This is a genomic window from Arthrobacter sp. zg-Y1219 (genome assembly GCF_030125545.1).
Taxonomy (GTDB): domain Bacteria; phylum Actinomycetota; class Actinomycetes; order Actinomycetales; family Micrococcaceae; genus Arthrobacter_B.
The window spans coordinates 19,322-37,434 of the sequence record NZ_JASKLY010000011.1 but is presented as its reverse complement, the minus strand read 5'-3'; the positions used below and the strand labels follow the sequence as shown (position 1 = coordinate 37,434).

Below are 18,113 nucleotides of genomic sequence, written 5' to 3'. Positions count from 1 at the left end.
AAGACAAAAGGCGCCTGCCTCCCCGAAATTCAGGGGAAGCAGGCGCCTTTTTGCGCTCCCGGCACATGCCGGTGATGTGTCCCTAGTCCAGGTCGTAGAACGAGACGATGGCGGCGAAGCCGCGTCCCAGCACGGCCGGCCGTCCGGCGTTTCCGGCCACGGTGTCCAGCGGTTCCAGCGCCGTCGGCGTGCCGTCTGCGGCGGTGACCGCGGCGTTGCCGTGCAGCAGCACCACGAACTGCCCCTCACCGATGGTCTGCGGATTCTTCTTGGAGAGCTCGGCCACCATCACTGAGGCGCCCGTCGTGGTCCGGTCGACGACCGTGTTCAGCACTGTCACCGGCCCGGTGGGCAGCGCCGCGTCGGTGGCGGAGTCGCCGGAATACCGGAAGGGACGGAACTTCTCCATGCCGTGTTCGGTGCCGTCGACGGTCAGCACCAGAAGCTCGCCCTCCACCGGAACGGTAATGCGGTCCCTGCCGGGGAAGGGCGTGAAGGGCCCCGGCTTTTCGACCGTGGCCAGGCTCAGCCGCCAGCCGTTGCCGGAGGCCACTTCCTTGACCCTGCCGTTGTTTTTCCCCCACAGGGCGGACGGCAAGTCACTGAAGCGGATGAGGGGTGCGCTGCTGTTCTCGGTACTGCTCACGGGATCCTTACTCGATTGACGGCAGCGGCTTGGCGCCGCGCAGGTAATGGCGGCGGGCCGCGGTGTTGATCGAGAAGCTGCGCCCGCTGGTCTGCGCCGGTTCGATCCGCACGAAATGGTTCTTCTCCCCGCTCTGCCAGGGGAACAGGGGCAGATCCTCGGAGGCCAGGATGTCTTCGATGCTCTCCAGCTGCACGGCGCTGCCCTTCAGGACGACGCTCCATGCGAACCCGAGGCGATCGTCGTATCCGTCGACTTCGAACGCGACGGCGCCGCCGTCGAGGGCAGCGGCAAGTTTCGTCCCCGCCGCGGTGCGGAAAACCACCGATCCGCGGTCCACGACGAAGTTGATGGGAAAGATCTCGGGCTGCAGGTCGGATACCACGGCCAGCCGGCCGATCTCCGCTTTGCGAATGTAGTCCCAGCACTGGTTGGCGGTCAGTTCGGCGGGTGCTCCGGCATCATCTTTGATTGGCAACATGCCCTCAGTCTAGTTGCCGCCATCCGCTCCGCCGGAAACCCCGGGTACCGCCGGGACATGGTGCCGCGGGGCGCGGTGCACCAGACTGGAACGATGAACCTCATCCTGAACGTCATCTGGCTCCTGTTCGGCGGCATCTGGCTGGCCCTGGGCTATGTGCTCGCCGGCATCGTCTGCTGCCTGCTGATCGTTACGATCCCTTTCGGCATCGCTTCCTTCCGGATCGCGGCCTACGCCTTTTGGCCGTTTGGCCGCACGGTGGTGGACCGCGGCGGCGCTCCGGGGCTGCTGTCCACAGCGGGCAACGTGATCTGGCTGGTGGTGGCCGGAATCTGGATCGCGGCCGGCCACATCCTGACGGCCATTCCAATGTTCGTCAGCATCATCGGGATTCCGCTGGGCATCGCCAACCTGAAGATGGTGCCGATCTCGCTGATGCCCCTGGGCAAGGTCATCGTGCCCACCGGCCGTCCCGGAGTCACCCCGTACACCGCCGGGCCCCGTTATGGAACGGCCGCCCCGTACGGTTCGGCATCGGGCTCCACGCAGTACCGCGGCTAGCCGCACTGCGGCAGGACGGTCAGCCGGCGGCCCCGTTCAGGAACGCCTGCATCAGCGGCCCGCCCGACGTGGAGCCGAGCTCGCCCTCTTCGACAAACACGGCAACGGCCAGGTCGCCCTGCACCGCCACCACCCAGGCATGCGTCCGGGGCGGAACTTCGCTGCCGAACTCGGCCGTTCCGGTTTTCGCCGTCACCGGTTCCCCGGGGACGTCCAGCAGCATCTTGGCGCCGCCGTCGGTGACGACGCCGCGCATCAGCTCGCGCAGCGAGGCCGCCTCGGCAGCGGTGAGCGCGCCGGGGCCGGCAGCGTCAGGGGTTGCCGCAGGTGGAGCGGCCGACGCCGATGCCGTCGCCGAGGCGGAAGCCTCCGCCGCCGGGTCCGCGGTCACAAGCACGGGAGCGACGCGTTCGCCCTTGCCAACGGACGCGGCAGCAACTGCCAGCGCCAGCGGGGAAACCAGCAGTTCCCCCTGGCCAATCATGGCGGCCGCGTGGTTGGTGCCCTCGGCGGTTTCCGGAACGGATCCGAAGAACGCCGCGGTGCCGAGGGTCTGCTCCACGCCGATGCCCAGGTCGGCGGCCGCGGCAGCCAGCGCCTCCTGGGGAACCGTGTCGCGGGTGCCGATGAAGGCAGTGTTGCAGGACTGCGCGAACGCGTCCCGCAGCGGAATGTCCCCGACAAAGGCGGCCGGGTAGCTGCTGGCGTTGTTGAATTTGCGGCCGTCGACGAGCAACTCCGCCGGGCAGGACAGCACGCTGTCCGGAGTGGTTCCCTGCCGCAGCAGCGCCAGGGAGGTCGCCATCTTGAAGGTGGATCCGGGCGGGTACTGCCCCAGGAGGGCGGTTTGCTGTCCTTCGCTGCCGGGGCCGTTGGCCACCGTGAGCACCTCGCCGGTGGACGGCCGAACCGCCACAATGGCCGACGCCGAGGGCTCGTCTTCGAGCACCGACTCGGCGAGGGACTGCAGCTTGGGATCCAGGGTTGTCTGCAGCGGCGTCCCCTGTTTCGGGCCGGAGGTGAAGACGGTGGGAGTAACCACTTCTCCGGCGGCGTCCACCACCGACACCGTTATCCCGTCCGTTCCGCGGAGCTGGGCGTCGTACTGCTGCTGCAGCCCGGAGAGCCCGGTGGTGTCGCCCGGGGCGAGTGCGCCGTCGGATTCCTCGATCAGTTCGGCGGTTGCTTCCCCGACGGAACCGAGCAGCGCGCGGGCGAAGGTGCGGGTCGGGGCAAGGTCCATGCTGTCCGGCAGCGCGACGGCGCCGGGAATCTCGGCGACCCGCGCCGGCAGGTCCGGTTCGTCCTGGGTGCGCAGGGCAATGGCCTCCACGAACGCTTCGGCGCCGGCGGCCTCAACGGTGGCGGTGTACGCGGCGGGGTCCAGCTCCAGAAGGGTGGCCAGGGCCGCGGCCGAAGCCGCCAACCCGGCCTCGTCCACTGCGGTTTTGTCGATGCCCACGCGGAAAACCTCGCGCTGGGTCACCAGCGGTTCGCCGCCGGCTCCGAGGATTGCGGCACGGGGAGCGGACTGGCTGGCGGCGACGAGTCGTTCACCCTCCCGGAGCCCCCGGAAGAGAACCGAGGGCTCCCACTGCGCCTGCCAGGAATCGTCGTCGCTGCGGGACAGCGGAACGCTGGTGTCATAGGTCCAGTCGGCGGTGGCGTCGCCATCGAAATCCCAGGCGTAGTCCAGGCTGGCCGTGGCGGCGCCGTCGTCGTGCTCCTGAATCCCGGCAACGGTGACGGCCGGGCGCACCTCACCCATGCCCGCCAGAATCTCTTCCAGCTCTGTGTTGACGGAGGCCGGGTCGTTGTTCAGGAAGGATGTCTTCGCCACGTCCCCGGCGGCCAGCCCCTCCGCCAGCGATGCGGCGGCATCCTGCGGCGACGGCTTGTCTCCGGAGCAGGAGACCAGAGTGAAGGCCAGCGCCGAGGCAGCGAATACGGAAGTCAGTGTGCGAGTTTTCCCCATCCGCACAGAGTACCTGCGCCGGAGAGGAGAAACGCCGAAGGGGCTTCCGGCACGCACCGGCCTGAGGCAACAGCGCGCGGGCAGCGATCCTGGCAGCGACCAGGACGGGGCGGCAACCGAGCCATTTCGAACTAACCAAAGGGGGTTTCGGAGCCTCGATTTCTGTGGCACCCGCTCACCCGGGCGTGTCATCGCGTGCCCTGTGCACCGCTGCTTTTCCCTGCTACGGTTTGAAAAAAGAGGCTGTCCGGGGCCCCGTCCACAACTCGCATCCACTGATTCGTTGCTGACTGCCAGGCGCCAGCTTCAGCCGCTGTGGCGCCGGAACCGGCAGCCGGTTGTTCTACAGAGGAGTGGAAACCATGTCCGAAGCGGACTCCGCATTTGTGCCAACCGAGCGAACCTTCGGCCGCCGGCAAATCCAGGCCGGCCACGCGCTCATGATGGTGATTTCCCGGACCATCCCGCATCCGATCGGAGAGGTGTGGGCGGCGATCACGGATCCCGAAGCCCTGGGGCGCTATGTGGGCCGGCCGGAGGGTGACCTGCGCCGGGGCGGCACCTATGCGCTGCCGGACGGCACCAGAGGAGGCATCCTCCGCTGCGATCCGCCCCGGCTGCTCACCGTCTCGGTGACCCGTCCCGGAGGGCACTCGGCCGAGTTGGAGCTGCACCTGACCGCGGAGGACTCACACACCCACATCGACCTGAGATACGCATCAGTCCGGAAGGGGTTCGTGCTGATCGACGCAGTTTCGGGCGAGTGGGCGGCCGGACCGGGCTGGGAGTTCTTCCTGGACAGCCTGAGTAATTTCCTGAGCGACAATCCGCCCGACGAACCGCTGGGAATTATTGGCTGGAGGTCATTCGAGGGCGAGCAGCTGGACCTGTACGAGGCGCGGAACGCGGAATGGGAAAAGGCGAAAGCCGACTGGGACCATGAGCATGAGGCCGCGCCGGGACCGTCCTAAAGTACAGCCCTTTAACGCCCGTTAGTTAACCGGACAAATACCGCCGTCAAACCTGTGGATAACTTTACTTCCCAAGTTGAGCGGATTACACTCAAGTTTGTTGCGTCCGGTCGGGTGATGGCTGTGTTTCGCCTTCTTCCGGGAGCCGGGAAGCTGTTCTTTTAGCGTTGAAGGAGGCCGTTGTGGACACGAAATTCACGAATAAGAGTCAAGAGGCCCTGCAGGCGGCGGCCATGAATGCCACCACCGCAGGCAACCCGCAGATCGAGCCCGTCCACCTCCTGAAGGCCCTGATGGATCAGCGCCAGGGGGTGGCTGTCGCCCTGCTCAAGGCGGCCGGCGCGAATCCGGACACCGTCAGTGCCGCGGCCAGCAGCGCGATCCACGCGCTGCCCTCCTCCTCGGGCTCCTCGGTGGCGCAGCCGCAGTTTTCCCGCCCGATGCTTCAGGTGATTACGGCTGCCCAGCAGGCCGCTGAACAGCTCGGGGATGCCTTCGTCTCCACCGAGCACCTGCTGCTGGGGCTGGCCCTGGACAGCGGTGCGGCAGGGAAAGCCCTGCGGGACAACGGGGCCGGCCACGACGCCCTGAGGACAGCCCTTCCATCCGTTCGAGGAGACCGAAAAGTGACTAACGCCGACCCCGAGAACACCTTCCAGGCACTGGAAAAGTTCAGCACCGACCTCACGGAGATGGCGCGCAGCGGCAAGCTGGACCCCGTGATCGGCCGTGACGCGGAAATCCGCCGCGTGATCCAGGTGCTGAGCCGGCGCACCAAGAACAACCCGGTGCTGATCGGTGAGCCCGGTGTCGGCAAGACCGCTGTCGTCGAGGGGCTTGCCCAGCGCATCGTCGCCGGAGACGTGCCGGAGACCCTCAGCGGCAAGACGCTCCTGTCCCTGGACCTGGGGTCGATGGTGGCCGGCGCCAAGTACCGCGGCGAGTTCGAAGAGCGGTTCAAGGCGGTCCTGGAGGAGATCAAGAACGCCGAGGGGCAGATCGTCACTTTTATCGACGAGCTGCACACGGTGGTCGGGGCCGGCGCCGCGGAAGGATCCATGGACGCCGGCAACATGCTCAAGCCCATGCTGGCACGCGGCGAGCTGCGCCTCATCGGCGCCACCACCCTGGATGAATACCGCGAGAACGTGGAGAAGGACGCTGCGCTGGAGCGGCGGTTCCAGCAGGTCTACGTTGGCGAGCCCAGCGTTCCGGACACCATCGGCATTCTGCGCGGGCTCAAGGAACGCTACGAGGCGCACCACAAGGTGGCGATCGCCGACTCCGCCCTGGTCGCCGCCGCCACCCTGTCCAACCGCTACATCACCGGCCGCCAGCTCCCGGACAAGGCCATCGACCTGGTCGACGAGGCAGCGTCGCGGCTGCGGATGGAAATCGACTCCGCGCCGGAGGAAATTGACGAGCTGCGCCGGGCCGTGGACCGCCTGACCATGGAAGAACTGGCGCTGGCCAACGAAACGGACGCGGCCTCCGTGGAGCGGCTGGAAGTGCTGCGCGAGGACATGGCCAACAAGAAGGAACAGCTGGCGGCGCTGAACGCCCGCTGGGAAGCGGAAAAGGCAGGCCTGAACCGGGTTGGCGACCTCAAGGCGCAGATTGACGAGCGGCGTTCGGAGGCGGAGAAGTTCCAGCGCGACGGCGACCTCACCACGGCCTCCCGCATCCTGTACGGCGAGATTCCGTCCCTGCAGAAGGAACTGGAAGCTGCCCAGCAGGCTGAGGAGAGCAAATCCGGCGAGGAGGCCCATGAGCTGATGGTGTCGGAGGAAGTCACCGCCGATGACATTGCCGAAGTCGTCTCGGCCTGGACCGGAGTCCCGGCCGGCCGCATGCTCCAGGGCGAGTCGCAGAAGCTGCTGACCATGGAGGAGAACATCGGCTCGCGCCTGATCGGGCAGACCAAGGCCGTGAACGCCGTCTCCGACGCGGTGCGCCGGTCCCGCGCCGGCGTCAGCGACCCCGACCGACCCACCGGCTCCTTCCTCTTCCTGGGCCCCACCGGTGTCGGCAAGACGGAGCTGGCAAAGGCCCTGGCCGAGTTCCTGTTCGACGACGAGCGCGCCATGGTCCGGATCGACATGAGCGAATATTCAGAGAAGCACTCGGTGTCCCGGCTGGTCGGTGCCCCTCCCGGCTACGTCGGTTACGAGGAGGGCGGACAGCTCACCGAAGCCGTCCGGCGCCGCCCGTACTCGGTGATCCTGCTGGACGAGGTGGAAAAGGCGCATCCGGAGATTTTCGACATCCTGCTCCAGGTGCTCGACGACGGCCGCCTCACCGACGGCCAAGGACGCACCGTGGACTTCCGCAACGTCATCCTGATCCTGACCTCAAACCTCGGATCGCAGTTCCTGGTGGATCCGGGACTGACCGAGGAACAGAAGCGGGACTCGGTCATGGGCATGGTGAACGCCAACTTTAAGCCGGAATTCCTGAACCGGCTCGACGACGTCATCCTCTTTGATCCGCTGAGCCTGGACGACCTCTCCAGGATTGTCGACATCCAGGTGCGGGCCCTGGCCGACCGGCTGCATGAGCGCAGGCTGGTCCTGGACGTCACCGATGCTGCGCGGGAATGGCTGGCACTGACCGGATATGACCCGGCCTACGGAGCCCGGCCGCTGCGCCGGCTGGTGCAGCGCGAAATCGGAGACAAACTGGCCCGGGGCATCCTGGCCGGCAAGATCAACGACGGCGACACCGTGCTGGTGGACCGCCCGGAGGGCAGCATGAGCGTCGACGGCGAAGAGCTGGTGGCCGAACCGGCGGGACTGTCGGTGGAAGCGGTCTAGCTGCCGGGGTGCTCCCGGCCGTCTGGGCCGGGAGCGCCCGCTGTCCTACGGCTCAAGCAGGGATTCGGTCAGCTCCTGGCCTCCGCCGGCAACCACAAAGCAGTCGACCCGGCGGTCGCCGTCGTTCCATGATTCGGGCGTCGGGATGGCCTTGTTTTCCTGAAGGTCCAGGTCGGTGCGCTCGGCCAGGGTTTCGGAGTACCGGACATCCGAGCAGAGCTCAGTGGCGCGGGTGGACAGCGCATCGGTCCCGGGGAACTCGCCGCTGTCCGGATACGTGGTTGTTGCCACCAGTTGGGCGTTGTGCGGCGTCTCGCAGCTCACCACGTTGGTGGGCTCATTGATGCCGGCGAAGTCCTGCAGGCACGCTCCGGACTCCAGCTCGATGGGGGCCACATCTTCTTCCAGGACTCCGGGTTCGTTCGCCGAATTGCCGAGCAGGGTGAAGAGCAGCACCACCAGGACCGCCAGCACGCCCAGCGCGCCGATGATCAGCAGTATTTGTTTGCTTCGGCCGTTGCCTTCGGAGGCTGCTGGCGGCTCGGAGTTCCGCCGGGAGCGGCGGGACTCCGCAGGTTCAGCGGCTCCGACGGCTGCCGGCGACGGCGCTTCCGGCGACGGTGCGTCGGCGGCCGGCCCTGATTCCTTGGCGGCTGCCTCCGCAGCAGTTGCGTCCTTGGCGTTTGCGTCGGAGGCTACGCCCGTCATTGGTGCCGCCGCAGTGATTCCCGCGGTGTGGTTTGCTGCCGCAGGATGGTTTGCTGCCGGATCGGTCAACACGGCGGCGTCCGCTGCTTCGGCTTCCACGGCCTTGACTTCAGCCGTGGCATCCTCGAGTGAGGCGGCTTCCGCCGCGTCGGAGCTGATGTCCGGATTGCTCAGGGAAGGCGTCGCCAGGGTGACGTCCTCGGGGTTGGTCAGCGTGGGTTCGACGGCATCGCTGCCGGTCTCCGCCGCAAAAGCGCCGTCCCAAATCCGGCCGTCATGGTCCTCGTCGCCGGACAGCCAAAGGGGCGCCTCGGCATGCGCTTCAAGGTCCGGCAAGCCGGTTCCTGCCGGGACTGTTGCGTCTGCATGTGCATCGGTGCCCTCAGCCTGCGCCGACGCCGGGGTGGCCTTGGACGCTCCGGCAGGGGGCGAAGAATCGGCCCCCGGCATGCTGTTTTTATCGCTCATGGTGAACGTCAGTCCTCCCTGTAGGCGGCCCTGAAAGGGCCCCAAAACTGTCTCTACCCCTGACTTTACCCAGTCTTGGCGGGGCGGCGCAGGAAGAGGGGGGTCAGGGCAGATGGTAAAACATGGTCACTGCCGCGCCACAAAGGGCGAGCCGGGGCACAAGGCGGCCCGAAAACATGTAACCTGTACTTACGACAAATTGACCAAATATTCCGGGGCCTCGCTCATTGCTCAGAGCGACCACCTCCGGATCGACGCAAAAAGGGGGTCACGCCATGGGGCGCGGCCGTCAAAAGGCAAAAGCAACCAAGCAGGCCCGGGAAATGAAGTACTTCACCCCGGCCACGGACTACTCGGCACTGCAGCGTGAGCTTGCGGGACCAACGAGCCGTCCATCGAGTCGATATCCCGAGGAACCGGCCGAGCCGGACTACTCGGCGTACGAAGATAAGTACGCGGATCAATTTGGCGATGATGACGACGATGAAGGTACTTCCCGCCGCACCGGCTAGAGCGGCACTTCAAAGCGTCGGCCAATTGCTATCCTTCAGCGGATCACCTCAGGGTGGATCCGCTGAAGGCCGTTAAGGCCGAAGACCGTTCGCAGAGGAACTGGAATTCAGCGGTGAGAACCGTTGGCAAAGGGTGCGCATCCGCGGATGCGCACCCTTTGCGTTCGGCTTAGCGGGCGTAGCTTCCGACCAGCCGGACCGCGCCGCCGTCGACGCCCTTGGCGCCCTGCACATAGTCAGGACCGGCCTGTGCTTCTCCTCCGTTGCCCACGGTGCCCATGACCCAGGCCGGAACTCCCCGCTCCGCCAGACGCGCGACGGCGGCGTCGGCGCCGGCGGCATCAACGATGGCCACCATGCCCACCCCGAGGTTGAGGGTCCGCTCCAGATCGGGCTGCGGCACGTTGCCCAGCTCGCCCACCAGCTGGAAGATGGGCGGCAGCTCCCAGGTGGAGCGGTCCACGGTGGCCTCGAGGCCCTTGGGCAGCACCCGTGCCAGGTTGGCGGCGAGGCCGCCTCCGGTGACGTGGCTGAAACCGTGGACTCCGGCGCTTTCCAGCCGGGCCAGGTCCAGGCAGTCGGCGGCGTAGACCCGGGTGGGTTCCAGCAGTTCCTCGCCCAGGGTGCGTCCGAATTCGCTGACCTGGCGTTCGAGCTGCCAGCCGGCGTGGTTGATGACGCGGCGGACCAGCGAATAGCCGTTGGAGTGCAGCCCCGAGGAGGCCATGCCGATCACCACGTCACCGCTGCGCACCCGTTCCGGGCCCAGCAGGTTGGCGGCCTCGACCACACCGGTGGCGGCGCCGGCGACGTCGTACTCGTGTTCTCCCAGCAGCCCGGGATGCTCGGCGGTTTCGCCGCCCACGAGCGCCGTTCCGGCGACCTCGCAGGCCGCCGCAATGCCGCGGACAATGGCGGCGATGCGTTCCGGCACTACCTTGCCGCAGGCAATGTAGTCAGTCATGAACAGGGGCTCGGCGCCCACCACCACGATGTCGTCCACCACCATGCCCACCAGGTCGAAGCCGATGGTGTCATGAATGTCCATGGCCTGGGCGATGGCCACCTTGGTGCCCACGCCGTCGGTGGACGTGGCCAGCAGCGGCTTCGTGTAGGTCAGCAGCCGGGAGACGTCGTAGAGTCCGGCGAATCCGCCCACCCCGCCCAAAACAGAGGAATTGTGCGTCGCCTTGACGGCAGCCTTCATCAGTTCAACGGCTTTGTCTCCGGCTTCAACGTCCACGCCCGCTGAGGCATAGGTGATGGCGGTCTTGGACGAGCTCATACGGCATCCTTCTTGTCGGATTCAGTGAGGAGGTTCTCGAACTCGGCATCGGGACCTGGATCGCAGCCGTTGGCTCGGTCGTCGTCCGCGGGGTTGGCCGGAGTGGCGGGTTCGAGCAGGTTCTTGCCCAGCCGGTCCGCGGCGGGCAGGTCGATCGGATAAACGCCGGTAAAGCAGGCCGTGCACAGCCGTTCGCGCGGCTGCTGGGTGGCGCCGATCATGCCGTTCTCGGAGATGTAGGCCAGGGTGTCCGCCCCCACGGACGCGCAGATTTCCTCGACGGCGGCACCGTTGGCAATCAGCTCGGCCCGGGACGCGAAGTCGATGCCGTAGAAGCACGGCCACTGGACCGGCGGGGAGGAGATCTTGACGTGCACTTCCTTCGCGCCCACCTCGCGCAGCATCCGCACGATGGCCCGCTGCGTATTGCCGCGCACGATCGAGTCATCCACGACGATTACGCGCTTGCCGCGGATGACGGACTCGAGGGCATTGAGCTTGAGCTTGATGCCCAACTGGCGCAGGGTCTGGCTGGGCTGGATGAACGTGCGCCCCACATAGGAGTTCTTGACGAAGCCGTGGGCGAAGGGAATGCCCGATTCCTCGGCATAACCGACGGCCGCGGGAGTGCCGGATTCGGGCACCGGAATCACGATGTCGGCGTCGACCGGATACTCGCGGGCCAGCTGGCGGCCCATTTCCACGCGGCTCTCGTAGACGGACCGGCCGTTGATGACGGCGTCGGGCCGGGCCAGGTAGACGTATTCGAAGACGCAGCCGGCCGGCGTGGGCTCACCGAAGCTGGTGCTGCGGATGCCGGTTTCATCGATGGCGATGAATTCGCCGGGTTTGATTTCGCGGATGAAGCTGGCGCCCACGGTGGCGAGGGCGGAGCCTTCGGAGGCCACCACCCAGCCGCGGTCCAGCCGACCCAGCACCAGCGGGCGCACGCCGTAGGTGTCGCGGGCCGCGTAGAGGGTGCCCTCATCCATGAAGACGAAGGAGAACGCGCCGCGCAGCTTGGGCAGCAGTTCCAGGGCCGTGTCTTCCAGCGAACGTCCATCCGAACCGTTGAGCAGCGCCGTGACCAGCGCGGTGTCGGAGGTGTTGCCCTGGGCGATTTCGCCGAAGCGCGGACGGCCCTCGCGTTCGATGATCATTTCGTAAAGTTCGGCGGAATTGGTCAGGTTGCCGTTGTGGGCCAGGGCCACGGTTCCGCTGGCGGTCGCACCCAGCGTGGGCTGTGCATTGGCCCACTGCGAGGCGCCCGTAGTGGAATACCGGCAGTGCCCCACCGCAATATGGCCGGTCAGGGTGTTCAGCGTGGTTTCGTCAAAAACCTGGGAGACCAGGCCCATGTCCTTGTAGACGCTGATCCGGTTGCCGTCGCTTGTGGCAATGCCTGCGGACTCCTGTCCGCGGTGCTGCAGGGCGTACAGGCCGTAATAGGCCAGCTTTGCAACTTCTTCGCCGGGGGCCCAGACACCGAAAACCCCGCAGGCGTCCTGCGGACCTTTCTCGCCGGGCATGAGATCGTGGGAAAGTTTTCCGTCACCGCGTGCCATGAGATCAGTCTCTCACGCCGGGGTCCCAGCCGGACTTTGAAGCGGAACCATTACGGCCCGCCCGGCGCCCTACTCTTCGTCGCGGGTGTCCGCTTCGACGACGGCGCTGCGGGCCTTGCGCACGCTGATCCAGTCCAGGAGCAGGGCAACGAGCGCCCCGAGGCCGACGCCGGGGATGGCGAACATGATGGTGAAGAAACCCAGGGTGGCCCCGCGCGTATAGGTGGCGTCGGCCGGTCCGGTGTAGGCGACCACCAGTGCTGCAATGAACCCGGCAATCACGCCCAGCGCCAGGAACGGGACGAAGCGGGGAGCGCGGCGGACGGTAATCTCACGGCGTTCAGGGCTGTGCTGCTCGGAATTCATATGGAAATTCTACCGGCAGTAGAGATTATTGCCCCGCACGGAACAACGGAAGCCACTCGGACAGGTCGGCCCGCAGCCCGGAAGCCGCCACTTTCCCGGCACCGACGGCGTCGCTCCAGGACTGTTGCCCGGTGATGAGCGCCAGCCACGTGGCGCCGTCGGTTTCGATCACATTCGGCGGGGTGCCGCGGGTGTGCCGGGGGCCGGCCACGCACTGGGTGACCCCGAACGGCGGCACCCGGACCTCCACGCTGTTGCCCGGCGCCCGCTCGGCGAGTTCTTCCAGCGCATAGCGCACTGCCGTGGCCACGGTCTTCCGGTCGGGCGGTGAACCTGCCGCCGTCGATGCCAGGGCAGCGCGCAGTGCCGCCGCGCCGTCGGCCGCAGGAATGCGCCGTCGTGCCATTCGGGAATTCCTTCCGCTGCCGGGTATCCGGCTCAGGAATCCAGCAGGGCCGTCACGGGCGCCCCGAGCCGGATGCTGCCGACGGGCTCGCCCCCGCCCAGAACCGGGCGGACGATCTTGTCGAGCACCGCGCTGATCTTGCCGGCGTCGACGGCGCCGCTGGCCGCGAGCAGGGTCAGGCCCACCAGGGACGCCGCGCGGGTGTCGCCGTCGAGCATTTTCAGCGCCACTGAAACTCCGGTGTCGGTGCCCAGGACCAGCACGCCCTCGGCGCCGTTCTTGCAGATGATGCCCAGGTCTTCCATCACCACTGTGTTTTCCCGGCCGTGGCCGTGAACCGCCCAGGGATAGTCGAGCATGGCGGTGGCCACTGTGGCGGCACGGGCGTCACCGTGCTTGCTGGAGGGGGCTTTGGCCAGGCGGCCGATGCCGCGTGCCAGGCCGGTGAGCGAGACGGCGGCGAGCGGTGCTCCGCAGCCGTCGGTGGCCCAGTGCCGGATGGTTTCCCCGGTGAATTCCTCGAACACCTCGGCGATGCGCAGCTGCAGCGGATGCTGCGGATCCAGGTAGGTGGCGTGGTCCCAGTTGTTCTCCGTGCAGGCCCAGAGGAACGCGGCGTGCTTGCCGGAGCAGTTGAAGGCCAACCGGTTTTTGCCCTTGCCCGCCCGGATCAGCTCATGCCGGGCGGCCTCGTCCTGGGGCCAGTCCTCCGGGCACTGCAGGTGATCTTCGGTCACGCCCGCTGCCGCGAGCATGGTCTTCACGACGTCGGTGTGCTCCTTGGAACCGGTGTGGCTCGCGGCGGCCAGCGCCACCTGCGGCCCCCGCAGCGGCACCCCGGATTTCATGGCCGCCACGGCCTGGAAGGGCTTGAGCGTGGACCGCGGAAAGATGGGCGTGGTGATGTCGCCCAGGGCGGTGACCACGTTTCCGTCCGCCGCCATGACGACGGCGGACCCGATGTGGCGGGACTCGATGAAGCCGTTGCGTTCCACAACGGCAAGTTCAACGGCATCGGACGCAGTAAAAGTGGCAGACATGGTATTTAGTCTAAGGCGGTTGCGCGGCCCGCCGCGCAGGCGCCCCGGTTGCGGGACGGCGGATGTGGCCCGCAGAACGGACGGAACGCCGCCGGCTTAGTCCACCATGAACTGCACGGACTGCCAGCCGGAGGCCCCGTCCGGAACCGTCTCCGCCCGCCGGTCGGTCTGCACCCCGTCCTGCGGGTCCGTGGCCCGGGCCCGCACCGTGTGGTTGCCGGCTGCCAGGGCTTCGGTGCGGTAGGAGAACTGCCGCCAGGTGTCCACCGACGCCTCGGCGGCCAGGACCGCCGGCTCCCAGCCGCCGTCGTCGATCCGGACCTCCACTCCGGTGATGCCGCGCTGCTGGGACCAGGCGGTGCCGCCCACATCCACCGGTCCGGCGGGCACCCGGGCGAACGACGCCGGCACCTCCACCCGCGCCATTGTCTTGACCGGCGCCCGCTCCGCCCAGCCGCGGTCGGTCCAGTACGCGGTCTGCGCGTCGAAGCGGGTCACTTCCATGTCGATGATCCATTTGGTGGCGGAAACGAATCCGTACAGTCCGGGCACCACCATGCGCACCGGATAGCCGTGCACCGGCGGCAGCGGTTCGCCGTTCATGCCCACGGCCAGCAGTGCATCGCGCTCATCCTGCAGCACCTCCAGCGGCGTGGAGGCACTGAAGCCGTCGACGCTGGTGGACAGCACCATGTCAGCGTCGGCGGTGGGGCGGGCCCGGGCCAGCAGCTCCCGGACCGGCAGGCCCAGCCACTTGGCGGTGCCGGCGAGGTCGCCGCCGAGCGGGTTGGAGACGCAGGTCAGGGTGAGGTGGCGCTCCACCAGGTCGGATTCCAGCAGCTCGGCGAAACTGATCCGCACCTCTTCCTCCACCATCCCGTGGATCCGCAGTTCCCAGGTTTCGGCATCCACCTCGGGCACGCTCAGCGCGGTGTCGATCCGATAGAAGTCGGCGTTCGGTGTCAGCCACGGCGTCACCCCTTGCACGGGGGACTGCAGCCCGGCGGGCAGCGCGGGCGCGGCATCCGCGGCGGCGGGCAGCTTCAGGGCGGCCCGGAACCCGGCGGTGCTGTTGCGGGCGGAGGCAATGGCACGGCCACCGGTGGCGGCCGCGGCCGCCAGCACTGCGGTGAGTCCTGCGGCGGCAAAGAACCCGCGCCGGGACGGTCCAGCCGAACGGGGTCCTGCCGAACGCTGGCTGTCCGCACGCCGTCCTGCGGACGGGGCGGGGGACGGGCCGCCGACGAGGGCCCCGGCACCGCCGTCGTTCCCGCCGTCCCCCGCTGAGACCGGGACGGCAGACGCTGCTGCGGGGATGCCTGCCGACCGGTCACTACTATGCGTCTGCCGCCCGCGCACCGCAACGGTCCCGGTGGCCCGGGGAGCAGGAATGCGCCGGATTAATCCGCGCAGCACGCCGATCCCCACCGCCGTGCCCAGCACAGTGGGCACTGCATCGGCGGGGGAAGCGCCGGCCCGGGTCAGCACGCATGCCACAATCACCGCTCCCATGACGACGACGGCGGCCACGCCCAGCCCCCAGCGGCGCCGGGCCAGCACCCCCACGCCGGCCGCGAGCAGCGCGATGGTTCCGGCCATGCCGGCAAAGAGGGCTGCCTTGTCGCCGGTGCCGAAGGTTTCCACCGCGAAGTTCTTCAGCCACAGGGGCGTGAAATCGATAAACGTGGACCCGAGCGCAATCAGCGGCCGGGCCCGTGCCGTGAAGAAGGCGCCGGCCAATTCGGCCGCGGCCAGCACCGTCGCCGCGGCGAGGATCCCGGCCAGCGCGGCGTACAACAGGGCAGGAAGGGACCGGGAACGGGCGGGGAGACGTTTCGGGGAGGCCATCATGGCTCTTATTCGCAGCCGAAGGGCGCAGGTATGGGTGGCCGCGTCACACGCCGGCGGTGCTTTCGGCTGCCGGAGCCCAACCAGTACGCTGAACTACTGTGAAGGTTTTAGTTGTTGGCCCCGGCGGCCGCGAACATGCCCTTGTCCGATCCCTGTTGGCTGATCCGTATGTCCGCGAGGTCCACGCCGCCCCCGGCAACGCGGGCATCGCCCTGATGGTTCCGGTCCATGCCGTCAACGCCAGCGACCCGGCGGAGGTGACCGCGCTGGCCCGCACCCTGGGCTCCGACCTGGTGGTCATCGGCCCCGAGGCTCCGCTGGCCGCCGGTGTGGCAGATGCCCTGCGCGACGCCGGCATTCCGGTGTTTGGCCCGTCGAAGGCCGCCGCCCAGCTGGAAGCCTCCAAGGCGTTCGCGAAGCAGGTGATGGCGTCAGCGAGCGTTCCCACCGCCATGGCCCGGGTGGCTGCCACGGCCGAGCAGGCCGCCGACGCGCTGGACACCTTCGGGGCGCCGTACGTCGTCAAGGACGACGGACTGGCCGCCGGCAAGGGAGTGGTGGTCACCTCCGACCGGGGTGCTGCGCTGGCCCACGCGCAGGCCTGCTTCGACGCCGGAGGCACCGTGGTGATCGAGGAATTCCTGGACGGCCCCGAGGTGTCCCTCTTTGTCCTCTCCGACGGCCGGACCGTGGTTCCGCTGGCGCCGGCGCAGGACTTCAAACGCATTTACGACGGCGACGAAGGCCCCAACACCGGCGGCATGGGGGCCTACTCGCCGCTGGACTGGGTTCCGGCCGACCTGGTGGACGACGTCATCCGCCGGGTGGCGCAACCCACCATCGACGAGATGGCCGCCCGCGGCACGCCGTTTGTCGGTGTCCTCTACTGCGGGCTGGCGCTGACCTCGCGCGGCATGCGCGTCATTGAGTTCAACGCCCGCTTCGGCGACCCGGAAACCCAGGCGGTGCTGGCCCGGCTGAAGACTCCGCTGGGCGGCCTGCTGCTGGCCTCGGCCAAGGGGGAGCTGGATCCCATGGAACAGCTCAAATGGGATCCCCGGACGGCGGTGGCCGTGGTGGTGGCCGCTGCCAACTATCCGGAGGCGCCCCGCACCGGCGACCGGATCCGCGGCCTGAAAAAGGCCGAAAAGCTCGACGGCGTGCAGGTGCTGCATGCCGGAACCCGGCTCGACGGCGACAAGGTGGTCTCCGCCGGCGGGCGGGTGCTCGCCGTCGTCGGCCTGGGGCAGAACCTGCAGGAGGCCCGGGACCGGGCGTACGCGGGCGTGGACACCATCCGGCTGGACGGGTCCCAGCACCGCACCGACATTGCGCTCAAGGCGCTGCGCGGAGACGTGGTCGTGCCCGCGGGATCCCGCGCCGTTCCCTGTCCCGACAGTGACACGGCGGATCGCGACGTTTCCGGCCGCGACACCGCCGCCGGGAACATGACCGCCCCCGACATTGAAGGAGACCTGGCATGAGCGCGCCCGCACTGGCCGGCTGGACGCACGCCTACTCCGGAAAGGTCCGCGACCTGTACGTGCCGGAAGACCTGTCCGCGCCTGGAGCGGGGGAGCGGGTGCTGGTGGTGGCGAGCGACCGGATCAGCGCCTTCGACCATGTATTGACCTCGGAGATTCCGGACAAGGGCCGGATCCTGACCCAGCTGAGCCTGTGGTGGTTTGAGCAGCTTCGCGTGCCCAACCACGTGATCTCCGCTGACGAGGGCGTGCCCGCCGAGGTGGCGGGCCGGGCCATGATCTGCAAAAAACTGGACATGTATCCGGTGGAGTGCATTGCCCGCGGCTACCTCACCGGCACCGGCCTGGCCGAATACCGGCGCTCGCAGACCGTGTGCGAGGTGCCGCTGCCGGCCGGGCTGGTGGACGGATCCCGGCTGGAGCCGGCCGTCTTCACGCCCTCGGCCAAGGCCGAACTGGGCGAGCATGACGAGAACATCAGCTACGACGCGGTGGTGGCGACCGTCGGCGCCGAGACGGCGGAGGCGCTGCGCTCGCTCACCCTGGAGATTTACACCGCAGCCGAGGCCATCGCCCGGGAGCGCGGGATCATCCTGGCGGACACCAAGGTGGAGTTCGGAACGGATCCGGTAACCGGCGCCGTCACGCTGGGCGATGAAGTGCTGACGCCGGATTCCTCCCGCTTCTGGGATGCTGCCCTGTATGCGCCGGGCTCCGCGCAGCCGTCCTTTGACAAGCAGTACGTCCGGGACTGGCTCACCTCGCCGGCCTCGGGCTGGGACAAGGCCTCGGACACGCCGCCGCCCGCACTGCCGGCCGACGTCGTCGAGCGCACCCGCGCCCGCTATGTGGAGGCCTACGAGCGGCTGACCGGGCAGGCGTTTAACTAGCGCTGTTCGATCAGGTCCGGTGGCGGTGCCCGCGCCGGCTAAAGGCACAGCAGAAAAGGCTCATCAAAAATGATGGACCATTTTTGGGCTT

Annotated in this window: 16 protein-coding genes; 6 read left to right on the top strand and 10 right to left on the bottom strand. The window is 67.9% G+C overall.

Annotation, left to right across the window (positions count from 1 at the left end; translation table 11 throughout):
• Positions 1-82: 82 nt before the first annotated feature.
• Both QNO00_RS07000 and QNO00_RS06995 read right to left on the bottom strand, forming a co-directional pair.
• A complete protein-coding gene (locus tag QNO00_RS07000) occupies positions 83-646 on the bottom strand; it encodes a HutD/Ves family protein (RefSeq protein ID WP_284024067.1) in 564 nt (187 codons plus the stop codon).
• 7 nt (positions 647-653) lie between these two features.
• A complete protein-coding gene (locus QNO00_RS06995; RefSeq protein WP_229966142.1) occupies positions 654-1,127 on the bottom strand; it encodes a pyridoxamine 5'-phosphate oxidase family protein in 474 nt (157 codons plus the stop codon).
• 93 nt (positions 1,128-1,220) lie between these two features.
• Here QNO00_RS06995 and QNO00_RS06990 point away from each other — a divergent pair, with 93 nt between their 5' ends.
• Entirely contained in the window at positions 1,221-1,688 is a 468-nt protein-coding gene (locus tag QNO00_RS06990) for a YccF domain-containing protein (RefSeq protein WP_229966141.1), read from the top strand.
• Between the two features lie 19 nt (positions 1,689-1,707).
• Here QNO00_RS06990 and QNO00_RS06985 read toward each other — a convergent pair whose 3' ends face one another.
• Positions 1,708-3,663, bottom strand: a complete 1,956-nt coding sequence (locus QNO00_RS06985) for a penicillin-binding transpeptidase domain-containing protein (protein WP_229966140.1) — start codon at positions 3,661-3,663, stop codon at positions 1,708-1,710.
• A gap of 362 nt (positions 3,664-4,025) precedes the next feature.
• Here QNO00_RS06985 and QNO00_RS06980 point away from each other — a divergent pair, with 362 nt between their 5' ends.
• Together QNO00_RS06980 and clpB are read left to right on the top strand one after the other, a co-directional pair.
• A complete protein-coding gene (locus tag QNO00_RS06980; RefSeq protein ID WP_229966139.1) occupies positions 4,026-4,634 on the top strand; it encodes an SRPBCC domain-containing protein in 609 nt (202 codons plus the stop codon).
• Between the two features lie 182 nt (positions 4,635-4,816).
• Positions 4,817-7,447 (top strand): ATP-dependent chaperone ClpB, encoded by a 2,631-nt coding sequence (gene clpB, locus QNO00_RS06975; protein ID WP_229966138.1) that lies wholly within the window; start codon positions 4,817-4,819, stop codon positions 7,445-7,447.
• A 45-nt stretch (positions 7,448-7,492) separates the two neighbouring features.
• Here clpB and QNO00_RS06970 read toward each other — a convergent pair whose 3' ends face one another.
• A complete protein-coding gene (locus QNO00_RS06970) occupies positions 7,493-8,623 on the bottom strand; it encodes a septum formation family protein (RefSeq protein WP_284024066.1) in 1,131 nt (376 codons plus the stop codon).
• A gap of 275 nt (positions 8,624-8,898) precedes the next feature.
• On the opposite strand from QNO00_RS06970, the gene QNO00_RS06965 reads away from it, so the two are divergent.
• Complete coding sequence (locus QNO00_RS06965; RefSeq protein WP_104102792.1) at positions 8,899-9,135, top strand: DUF3073 domain-containing protein; 237 nt, start codon at positions 8,899-8,901, stop codon at positions 9,133-9,135.
• 169 nt (positions 9,136-9,304) lie between these two features.
• Here QNO00_RS06965 and purM read toward each other — a convergent pair whose 3' ends face one another.
• The 6 genes from purM to QNO00_RS06935 all read right to left on the bottom strand — a co-directional run bounded on the left by purM (position 9,305) and on the right by QNO00_RS06935 (position 15,645).
• Positions 9,305-10,420, bottom strand: coding sequence for a phosphoribosylformylglycinamidine cyclo-ligase (gene purM, locus QNO00_RS06960; RefSeq protein ID WP_284024065.1), 1,116 nt, complete (start codon positions 10,418-10,420; stop codon positions 9,305-9,307).
• Complete coding sequence (gene purF, locus QNO00_RS06955; protein WP_284024064.1) at positions 10,417-11,985, bottom strand: amidophosphoribosyltransferase; 1,569 nt, start codon at positions 11,983-11,985, stop codon at positions 10,417-10,419. Before purF ends, purM begins: the two co-directional genes overlap by 4 nt.
• A 69-nt stretch (positions 11,986-12,054) precedes the next feature.
• Positions 12,055-12,351, bottom strand: coding sequence for a hypothetical protein (locus QNO00_RS06950; RefSeq protein ID WP_229966134.1), 297 nt, complete (start codon positions 12,349-12,351; stop codon positions 12,055-12,057).
• Positions 12,352-12,376: 25 nt separating this feature from the next.
• Positions 12,377-12,757, bottom strand: a complete 381-nt coding sequence (locus QNO00_RS06945) for a sterol carrier family protein (RefSeq protein ID WP_229966133.1) — start codon at positions 12,755-12,757, stop codon at positions 12,377-12,379.
• 32 nt (positions 12,758-12,789) lie between these two features.
• On the bottom strand, positions 12,790-13,797 hold the full coding sequence (locus QNO00_RS06940) for an asparaginase (RefSeq protein ID WP_284024063.1): 1,008 nt from the start codon (positions 13,795-13,797) through the stop codon (positions 12,790-12,792).
• A 96-nt stretch (positions 13,798-13,893) separates the two neighbouring features.
• Positions 13,894-15,645 carry a molybdopterin-dependent oxidoreductase gene (locus QNO00_RS06935; protein ID WP_284024062.1) on the bottom strand — a complete coding sequence of 584 codons (1,752 nt, stop codon included), beginning with the start codon at positions 15,643-15,645 and terminating at the stop codon, positions 13,894-13,896.
• Between the two features lie 101 nt (positions 15,646-15,746).
• On the opposite strand from QNO00_RS06935, the gene purD reads away from it, so the two are divergent.
• Positions 15,747-17,132, top strand: coding sequence for a phosphoribosylamine--glycine ligase (purD, locus tag QNO00_RS06930; protein WP_284024061.1), 1,386 nt, complete (start codon positions 15,747-15,749; stop codon positions 17,130-17,132).
• Positions 17,129-18,022: a phosphoribosylaminoimidazolesuccinocarboxamide synthase gene (locus tag QNO00_RS06925; RefSeq protein WP_284024060.1), complete on the top strand. Its 894-nt coding sequence runs from the start codon at positions 17,129-17,131 to the stop codon at positions 18,020-18,022. The genes purD and QNO00_RS06925 overlap by 4 nt, the downstream gene beginning before the upstream one ends.
• Positions 18,023-18,113: the final 91 nt, after the last annotated feature.

What these genes read in the sequence shown, in the direction of transcription:
- QNO00_RS06950 (WP_229966134.1), bottom strand. Translation starts at nt 12,351, where the DNA reads ATGAATTCCGAGCAGCACAGCCCTGAACGCCGTGAGATTACCGTCCGC.
- QNO00_RS06985 (WP_229966140.1), bottom strand. Translation starts at nt 3,663, where the DNA reads ATGGGGAAAACTCGCACACTGACTTCCGTATTCGCTGCCTCGGCGCTG.
- QNO00_RS06925 (WP_284024060.1), top strand. Translation starts at nt 17,129, where the DNA reads ATGAGCGCGCCCGCACTGGCCGGCTGGACGCACGCCTACTCCGGAAAG.
- QNO00_RS06940 (WP_284024063.1), bottom strand. Translation starts at nt 13,797, where the DNA reads ATGTCTGCCACTTTTACTGCGTCCGATGCCGTTGAACTTGCCGTTGTG.
- QNO00_RS06995 (WP_229966142.1), bottom strand. Translation starts at nt 1,127, where the DNA reads ATGTTGCCAATCAAAGATGATGCCGGAGCACCCGCCGAACTGACCGCC.
- purF (WP_284024064.1), bottom strand. Translation starts at nt 11,985, where the DNA reads ATGGCACGCGGTGACGGAAAACTTTCCCACGATCTCATGCCCGGCGAG.
- QNO00_RS06945 (WP_229966133.1), bottom strand. Translation starts at nt 12,757, where the DNA reads ATGGCACGACGGCGCATTCCTGCGGCCGACGGCGCGGCGGCACTGCGC.
- purM (WP_284024065.1), bottom strand. Translation starts at nt 10,420, where the DNA reads ATGAGCTCGTCCAAGACCGCCATCACCTATGCCTCAGCGGGCGTGGAC.
- QNO00_RS06970 (WP_284024066.1), bottom strand. Translation starts at nt 8,623, where the DNA reads ATGAGCGATAAAAACAGCATGCCGGGGGCCGATTCTTCGCCCCCTGCC.
- QNO00_RS06980 (WP_229966139.1), top strand. Translation starts at nt 4,026, where the DNA reads ATGTCCGAAGCGGACTCCGCATTTGTGCCAACCGAGCGAACCTTCGGC.
- QNO00_RS06990 (WP_229966141.1), top strand. Translation starts at nt 1,221, where the DNA reads ATGAACCTCATCCTGAACGTCATCTGGCTCCTGTTCGGCGGCATCTGG.
- QNO00_RS06935 (WP_284024062.1), bottom strand. Translation starts at nt 15,645, where the DNA reads ATGGCCTCCCCGAAACGTCTCCCCGCCCGTTCCCGGTCCCTTCCTGCC.
- QNO00_RS06965 (WP_104102792.1), top strand. Translation starts at nt 8,899, where the DNA reads ATGGGGCGCGGCCGTCAAAAGGCAAAAGCAACCAAGCAGGCCCGGGAA.